Below are 7,804 nucleotides of genomic sequence, written 5' to 3'. Positions count from 1 at the left end.
CCCCCGAGCTGCCTCCCCCCTCAACGCGGAGGCAGTTGCGCCTTGCGCAGGTCGCCCCAGCAGGCGTCGTAGTCCGACTGCAACGTCGGGCTTTCGAGCGCGGCGCGCGTCGGTGCAATCACGTGGCGCGTCTCGAACATGAAGGCGAGCGTGTTGTCGATCTTCTTCGGGCCCAGCGACGCGGCGACCGCGGCCTCGTAGGTCTTCCGGTCCGGCCCGTGCGCGCTCATGCAGTTGTGGAGCGACGCGCCACCCGGAACGAACTGGTCCGCCTTCGCGTCGTAGACGCCGTGGATGAGGCCCATCATCTCGCTCATCACGTTGCGGTGGAACCACGGCGGCCGGAACGTGTGCTCCGCCACCATCCACCGGGGCGGGAAGATGACGAAGTCGCAGTTCGCGGTCCCCGGCGTCTCACTGGGCGAGGTCAGCACCGTGAAGATGGAGGGATCCGGATGGTCGAAGCTGACCGTGTTGATGGTGTTGAACCGCGCCAGGTCATACACATACGGGACATGGGAGCCGTGCCACGCGACGACGTCGAACGGTGAGTGGTCGAGCGTCGTCTCCCACAAGTGCCCCTGGAACTTCTGCACCACGCGCGTGGGTCGGTCCACGTCCTCGAAGCTCGCCACCGGCGCGCGGAAGTCCCGGGGGTTCGCGAGGCCGTTGGAACCAATGGGGCCCAGCTCGGGGAGCCGGAACGCCGCACCGTGGTTCTCACAGATGTAGCCGCGCACGGGGCCTTCCGGCAGCTCCACGCGCATGCGCACCCCGCGCGGGATGAGCGCGACGTGGCCTGGAGGAACGGCGAGCACGCCCATCTCCGTCACGATGCGCAGCGCGCCCTGCTGCGGGACGATCAACAGCTCTCCGTCGGCGTTGAAGAAGGCGGTGTCCACCATCGACGTGTTGGCGACGTACAGGTGCACCGCCGCGCCGTCGCCCGCCGCCGCGGAGCCATTGCCCCCGAGCGTGAACAGCCCTTCCAGGAACGTCGTCGGGTCCGTGGGCAGCGGCAGTGGATCCCAGCGCAGCCGGTTGGGCGGCGGCGGCACTTCGTCGAAGGGGCCGCTGCGCAGGCGGCGCGCTTCGGTCTTCCGGTACGGCGGGTGGCCCGCGCTGGGACGCAGGCGGTACATCCAGGTCCGCCGGTTCTCCGAACGCGGCGCGGTGAACGCCGTGCCCGAAATCTGTTCAGCATAGAGACCGAACGCGACCTGCTGCGGCGTGTTCTGGCCAACCGGCAACACTCCGGAGATGGCCTCCGTTGCGTGCTCGTTCCCAAAGCCCGTGAGGTATTGGAGCGGTTCCATGCCCGGGATGGTAACAAATGAAACCAGTTTGACAACCTTCAGGGGTCGCGGCCCAGGGCCTCGGTCGCGGCGCGTTCGACGCGCTCCAGCAATGAGCGCAGGAGTGCACGTTCGCTGACATTCAACCCGGCGAGCACCTCCGCCTCGGCGTCGAGCGCGGCGGGGGCCACCCGTTCGTAGATGCGGCGGCCGGCGGCGTTCAGCGACAGCCTTCGCGACCGCGCATCGCTCTGGCTCGTGGCGCGTCGGACCAGGCCCCGCGCCTCCAGCGAGCGCGCGGCGCGGCTCACCGACACCTTGTCCATCCGCGTGCGCTTGACGAGCTCCAACTGCGTGCGCTCGCCGTCCTCCCCCAGCACGGCGATGAGCCGCCACTCCTGCGTGCTCAGGCCGTGCTGCTCCGCGTACACGCGCGCGACCCGCTGGCTGACGACGTTCGCGGCGACCGACAGGCGGTAGGGGAGGAACGCGTCGAGTTTCAGGCTCGCGGTGCGCGGTCGGGTCATCGTGGGGAGTATAGGGACGCGGGCTACCAGGTGACCGGCAGTTCGTGCACGCCGAGCAGGTTCTCATCCTTCTTGAAGCGGACCTCCTCCGGTGGCACGGCCAGCCGCAGCGTGGGGATGCGCTGGAAGAGCGTCTTGAACACGACCTCGAATTCGATGAGGGCCAGCGCCCGCCCCGTGCACAGGTGGATGCCATGGCCGAAGGCGAAGTGGCGGTGCACCTCACGGTGCAGGTCCAGGCGGTCCGGGTCCTTGAAGACCGTTTCGTCGCGGTTGGCGGAATCCGGCTGCGCGAGGATGCCCTCCCCCGCGCGGATGAGCTGGCCGCCAATGGTGACATCCACCGTGGCGACGCGCTGCCGGGCCAGGTGCGAGACGTTGACGAAGCGCAGGAGTTCCTGGATGGCCGCGGTGATGGCGGCGGGGTCCTCCATCTCGCGGAACTTCGCCAGTTGCCCGGGGTCGAGCAGCAGCGCCAGCGTGCCCAGGCCGAACATGTACGCGGGAGGACCGTGCCCCGCGTAGAACAACGAATGGAACAGGGAGGCGGCGTCCGGGGGGCTCAGCTTGCCTGTCGCCACCTGCTCGGCCACGACGCGACCGATGAGCGTGTTCGTGGGCTCGCGCAGGTTGGCCTCCACCAGCTCCAGGAAGACATCATCCAGTCCGACCAGGGCCGCCCTCGCCTCCTCGCGCGACGAGGAGCGGGAGCCGACCGTCCGGCTGAGGACGTGCAGGCGTTCCGCGCCATCATGGGGCACACCGAGCAGATCGCAGATGATGCGAAGGGCGACGGGCAGCGCGAACGCGGCCATCAGGTCCACCGGATGCGGGCCTGCCAGCATCGCATCCAGCGCCTCATCCACGGTGCGCTGGATGCGCGGTCGCAGGGCCTCCATCCGCCGGGGCAGGAACTCCTGCACGAGCATGGCCCGCTGCACCCGGTACTCCGCGTCGGGGCGCAGGAAGAAAGGCAGGGGCCGCCCCTGCCGGGCCGCCGAGGAGGCGGAGATGTGCGGGAACCCCGGCAGCGTGGAGTCCAGGACCAGCCGGGGATCGCTCAGCACCGCGAGCACGTCCTGGTAGCGACTGACCAACCACGGCGTGTTGCCGTCGAACATCCGCACGGGGCACACCGGGGCCTCCTGCCTCAACCGCTTGTAGTCGGCAGGAGGATCCAACGGGTGCTGCCAGTCCTTGGGCAACGGATAGGAATTGCTCATCGGGATGCTCCTGTTCGTTCGAGCAGGGCGGCGGCGCCCGCCACGGTGGGATGCTGATACAGCGCACGCAATCCGAGTTCCTGGCCCATTTCGGTCCGGACCCGGGCAGCGATTTCGACCAACTGAAGGGAATGGCCACCGAGCCGGAAGAAGTCGTCGTACGGCTCAATCGAAGCGACCTTCAGCACGTCGGCGAAGATGCGGGCGAGGTGTTCTTCCGTCGCGGTCCGGGCAGGACGCAGGCGCGACGCCCGTGCACCGGGGTCCACGGTCCGCAGGAGCTCTTCGTAGGCGGCCAGCAGACCTTCGATGAACGCGAGGTCGAAAAGACTCTCATCGAATTCAGCCCACACAGTGCACGGGCCGTCGGAGCGCTCCTCGACCCGCAGGGTGAGTTCGAACTTCGCGGTGGGGAGGTCCAACAGCAGCTCCGTCACCTCGCAGCCGTGCAGGACGAGCGCTCCCGCCGTGTGGGGCGGATGGTAGGCGAAGTTCACCTGGACCACGGGAGACCGCGTGGCGTCTCTCGGTGGGGAAAGGTCCTCGACGAGTTGCTCGAAGGGCAGGTCCTTGTGCGCGTACGCGGCCGCCGTGGACGTGGCCACCCTCGTCAGCAGCTCGCGGAAGTCCGGGTCGCCGCGCAGGTCCACCTCCAGCACGACGGTGTTGACGAAGAACCCGAGCACGCGCTCGACCTCGGGCAGGTCCCGATTGGCCACGGCCAGCCCCAGCAGCACCCGTTCACGGCCCGCACGGTGTCCGAGCACGAGGCCGCACGTGGCGGCCAGCACCGTGAACACCGTCTGACGCTCGGCGCTCGCGAGGGCATGCACGGACCGGGTGATGGCGTCGGGCAGCACCCGATGCGCGCGACGTCCCCGCCCCAGCGCGGGACGCGGGGAGACGAGGTCCAGGAACAGGGGAACCCCTGACAGCCGCTCACGCCACCAGCGCGACAGCGACTCGCGCCGTGAAGCGGTGAGCTGTTCGCGCTGCCACGCGGCCCAGTCCACGTACTGCACGGGCAGCTCGGACAGGCCGGTGGGTTCGCCCAGGACGGCCGCGCGGTAGGCGAGGGCCAGGTCCTCGGAGAAGACCTGAAGCGACCCACCATCCGCCGCGAGCAGGTGCACCGCGAAGACGAGGAAGTGCGTCCGGGGCTCCAGCCTCAACACCGTGAGCCGCAGCAGCGGTCCGTGCTCCAGGTCGAATGGACGGGCCGCCTCCACTTGCGCGTGGCGCAGGGCCTCGGCTTCGGTCGCCACGTCCACGACGTGCACGTGTGCCCGCCCCTCCGGCGATACGCCCTGCTGCGCCCCCAGCGGGAAGACGGTCCTCAGCGGTTCGTGCCGGGCCACCAGCACGTCCAGGGCCCCCCGCAGGGCGCGCAGGTCCAGGGGTCCCGTCACACGGTGGCAGCGGACCGTGGCGTGGGCCGCTCCGGTGGGGTCCATCCGGTGCAGGAAGCACAGCCGCTGCTGGGCGAAGGACATCGGGAACGCGGTCGTCATGCGCGCGGCAACCGCTTGATCGTCGTGGGGGCGACCGGCGCCACGGTGAGCGCGTCGGCCAGTTGCGCGACGGTGGGCCCCATGAGGATGGTGGCGAGCCCGACCTCCCGGCCCACCATCCGGCCCAGCCGCGAGGCCAGCCGCATCGCCTGCAACGAATGCATGCCCAGCGCGAGCAGGCTCTCGTGGACATCCACCCGGGTCACCCCCAGCAGTTCGGCGACCACCGCCGCGATGCGGACCTCGGCTTCGGTCCTCGGCGCCGTGAAGGGCGCTTCCGGACTCCGCCAAGTCGTGGTGGGCAGCCGGGAGCGGTCCACCTTTCCGTGCGGGGTCAACGGCCACGCCTCCAGGACCACGACCTCCGAGGGCACCAGATGCCCCGGCAGCCAGCGCATCAGGTCCTCGCGCACGGCCTGCGCGGACACCGGGACTCCCGCCTCGGCCACGACATAGCCCACCAGGCGGGGCTCCTCCCCGCGCGAGTCGATGACCGCGAGGGTGTCCGCCACGCCGGGATGCTCGGCCAGGGCGGCGCGCACCTCCGCCAGCTCCACCCGGAAGCCCCGGACCTTCACCTGCTCATCGCGCCGGCCCAGGAACTCGATGATGCCGCCGGGAAGCCACCGGCCCAGGTCCCCGCTGCGGTAGAGCCGCGCGCCAGGATGCGCCGCGAACGGATCCGGCACGAACCGCTCGGCGGTGAGCTCCGGCCTGCCGCGGTACCCGCGCGCGACGCCATCCCCTCCGATGCAGATCTCCCCCACCGCGCCCGGAGGGACCACCTGACCGCGTTCGTCGAGCACGACGAGGTGGGCATTGAACAGCGCCCGACCGATGGGCACGTTCGTGGCTTCGGGATCATGCCCTTCGTCGAGCTTGTGGGCGCTGGCCATGACGGTGATCTCCGTGGGGCCGTAGGCGTTCGTCAGCTTCGTGAAGCCTCCTCGCTGAAGCATGCGGAACGCCTCCGGGGGAAAGACCTCCCCGCCCACCACGACCCGGTCCATGGCGGCGAAGGCCTCCGGGGCTTCGGCCGCCAAGCGGGGCAACACCACGGGGGGAATCACCGCATGCGTGATGCGCTCCTCGATGAGGCACCGGGCCAGCGTCGGCACGTCCCAGACCGGCGGCAGGAAGTGGACCGCGGCGCCGTTGAGCAGCGCGCCCCAGACCTCCAGCACCGAGACGTCGAAGGAGACCGACGCCATCGCCAGCATCGTCTTGCCCGGCCCCAGGTCCTCGGCCAGGGCCGTCCTGTGGAGCAGTGACACCACGGAGCGGTGTTCGATTTGAACGCCCTTGGGCTTGCCGGTCGACCCGGACGTGTAGAGGACGTAGGCGAGGTCCGACGGACTTCCCGAGGGCAGCGGCGGCCCGGACGACACCGGGGGCAGCTCCTCCAGCACGACGGTGGGAAGGAGGGTGAGTCGGTCCGCCAGCACCGCCGTGGTGACCAGGGCGTGGGCCCCGGCATCCTGGACGAGCGACTCCCGGTAGACCGGAGGCGCCTTCGGATCCAGCGACAGAAAGGCCGCCCCCGCCATGAGGATTCCCAGTTGGGCGACGACCAGCTCCGCCGAACGGGGGATGCACACCGCCACCAGCGACTCACGGCCGACGCCCAAACCGCGCAGGTGGTGCGCCAGGTGCTCCGCCCGTTGCGTCAGCCCGCCATAGGTCAGCACGGCGTCGCCGGACTTCACGGCGGGGGCATCGGGCGCGCGGCGGGTCCATTGGGCGAACAACTCGGTCACCCGGTACGTGGGGGCTTCCTGTCTTGGGCCCACGCTGACGAGCGCGCGCCGGTCCGCGTCGTTCAGCAGTGACAGCCTGGACACGCGGGTGTCTGGCGCATCCGTGATGGAGCGCAGCAGTTGCTGGTACGCGGACAACATGCCGGTGATGAAGAAGTCCTCGAAGAGGTCGGAGTCGAACTCCCACGAGAGCAGGATGCCGCTCAGGGAAGTGCGGGGACTGGAGCGCACGGGGGCCTCCGAGCGGGGAATGCTCACCACGTCCCCGGCCAGCCGTTGAAGGTGTCCCGGCTCGGCGTAGAGCGGCACCGCGACGACGGACAGCTCGAACTTGGCCGAGCCATTGCCCAGGCCCTCCACGAAGGTGACGTCGAGCGGTGACGCGTCGAGCGTGCCCACCGACGAGTCGTGGAAGTTGAACATCGTCTGCATCAACGGATTGAAACCACCCTGATGCCGCGCGGGCGACTCCGCGAAGATCTGCTCATAGGGCAGCTCCTGGTGGTCATAGACCGCCAGCGTGGTGCGCCGCATGCGCGCCAGGAACTCCTCGAACGAAGGGTCCCCGTCCAGCCGGCCGCGCAGCACGACCGTGTTGATGAACATGCCCAGCATGCCCTCGGTGTCCTGCCAGCGCCGGTTGGCGACCGAGGAGCCGACGAGGAGATCCCGGGAGCCGGTGTACCGGTGCAGGAGGACGAAGAACGCGGAGAGGAGCGTGGTGAAGAGGGACGTGTGGTTGCGGTCCGCCAGGGCCTGGAGGCGGCGCGCGAGGTCGCCATCCAACTCCACCCGGGGCGCCACGCCTCGAAACCGTCTTCCCCCGGGAGCCGCGCGGCGAGGAAGCTGGAGCCGGGTCTCCGCGCCCTCCAATTCCTGACGCCAGAAGCGGCGCTGCGCCGCGGCGGCTTCGGTGCCCACCCACTCCCGCTGCCAGCGCGAGTAGTCGTAGTACTGCACCGCCAGCGCGGGCCGGCGCACCACCCCGTGGCGGACATATTCCGCGTAGCCGTTGAGCAGCTCACGCACGAAGACGTTGAAGGACCAGCCGTCGTGCACGATGTGGTGCTCGACGTGCACGAAGACGTGCTCCTCCGCGCCCAGGCGCAGCAGCCGCCAGCGGAAGGGCCGGCCTTCGGCGAGCGAGAACGGGGCCTGCACCGCGTCCCGGACAGCCTCCGCCACCCGGGTGGCCAGCAGCGCTTCGTCCACGCCGCTGAAGTCCTGGACGGGGACCTCCACCTCCCACGGGGATTCCAGCTCACACCGCAGCTCCCCATCCACTTCAGGGAAGCGGGAGCGCATCACGTCGTGCCGCCGCACGATGTCGGTGAGGCTCGCGTGCAGCGCGGCGAGGTCCAACGCGCCCGCCAGCCGGAACACCGCCTGCGTGTGGTAGGCCCGCGCGTCCGGGTTGAGCTTGTGCATCAGCCACACGCGCTCCTGTCCAAATGAAGGAGTAAGCGCCATCCCCGCCGCGCCTCCCCGAGG

The 7,804-nt window shown here is 69.9% G+C and carries 5 protein-coding genes; all 5 read right to left on the bottom strand.

Annotated elements, in window-relative coordinates:
* Nucleotides 1–20: 20 nt before the first annotated feature.
* From hmgA to D7V88_RS36005, 5 genes are read right to left on the bottom strand one after another with little or no spacing between them, the layout of a single operon-like run.
* The gene (gene hmgA / locus D7V88_RS36025) at nucleotides 21–1,316 is read right to left on the bottom strand and encodes a homogentisate 1,2-dioxygenase (protein WP_120545119.1); all 1,296 of its coding nucleotides are present in this window, start codon (nucleotides 1,314–1,316) and stop codon (nucleotides 21–23) included.
* Between the two features lie 38 nt (nucleotides 1,317–1,354).
* The gene (locus D7V88_RS36020) at nucleotides 1,355–1,822 is read right to left on the bottom strand and encodes a MarR family winged helix-turn-helix transcriptional regulator (protein WP_120545118.1); all 468 of its coding nucleotides are present in this window, start codon (nucleotides 1,820–1,822) and stop codon (nucleotides 1,355–1,357) included.
* A gap of 23 nt (nucleotides 1,823–1,845) precedes the next feature.
* Nucleotides 1,846–3,045, bottom strand: a complete 1,200-nt coding sequence (locus tag D7V88_RS36015; RefSeq protein WP_120545117.1) for a cytochrome P450 — start codon at nucleotides 3,043–3,045, stop codon at nucleotides 1,846–1,848.
* The gene (locus D7V88_RS36010; protein ID WP_120545116.1) at nucleotides 3,042–4,556 is read right to left on the bottom strand and encodes a condensation domain-containing protein; all 1,515 of its coding nucleotides are present in this window, start codon (nucleotides 4,554–4,556) and stop codon (nucleotides 3,042–3,044) included. The genes D7V88_RS36015 and D7V88_RS36010 overlap by 4 nt, the downstream gene beginning before the upstream one ends.
* Nucleotides 4,553–7,783, bottom strand: a complete 3,231-nt coding sequence (locus D7V88_RS36005; protein WP_244238574.1) for a non-ribosomal peptide synthetase — start codon at nucleotides 7,781–7,783, stop codon at nucleotides 4,553–4,555. The genes D7V88_RS36010 and D7V88_RS36005 overlap by 4 nt, the downstream gene beginning before the upstream one ends.
* Nucleotides 7,784–7,804: the final 21 nt, after the last annotated feature.

The sequence above is a fragment of the Corallococcus terminator genome, from assembly GCF_003611635.1.
GTDB lineage: Bacteria > Myxococcota > Myxococcia > Myxococcales > Myxococcaceae > Corallococcus > Corallococcus terminator.
This window is presented reverse-complemented; position numbering and strand designations above follow the sequence as displayed.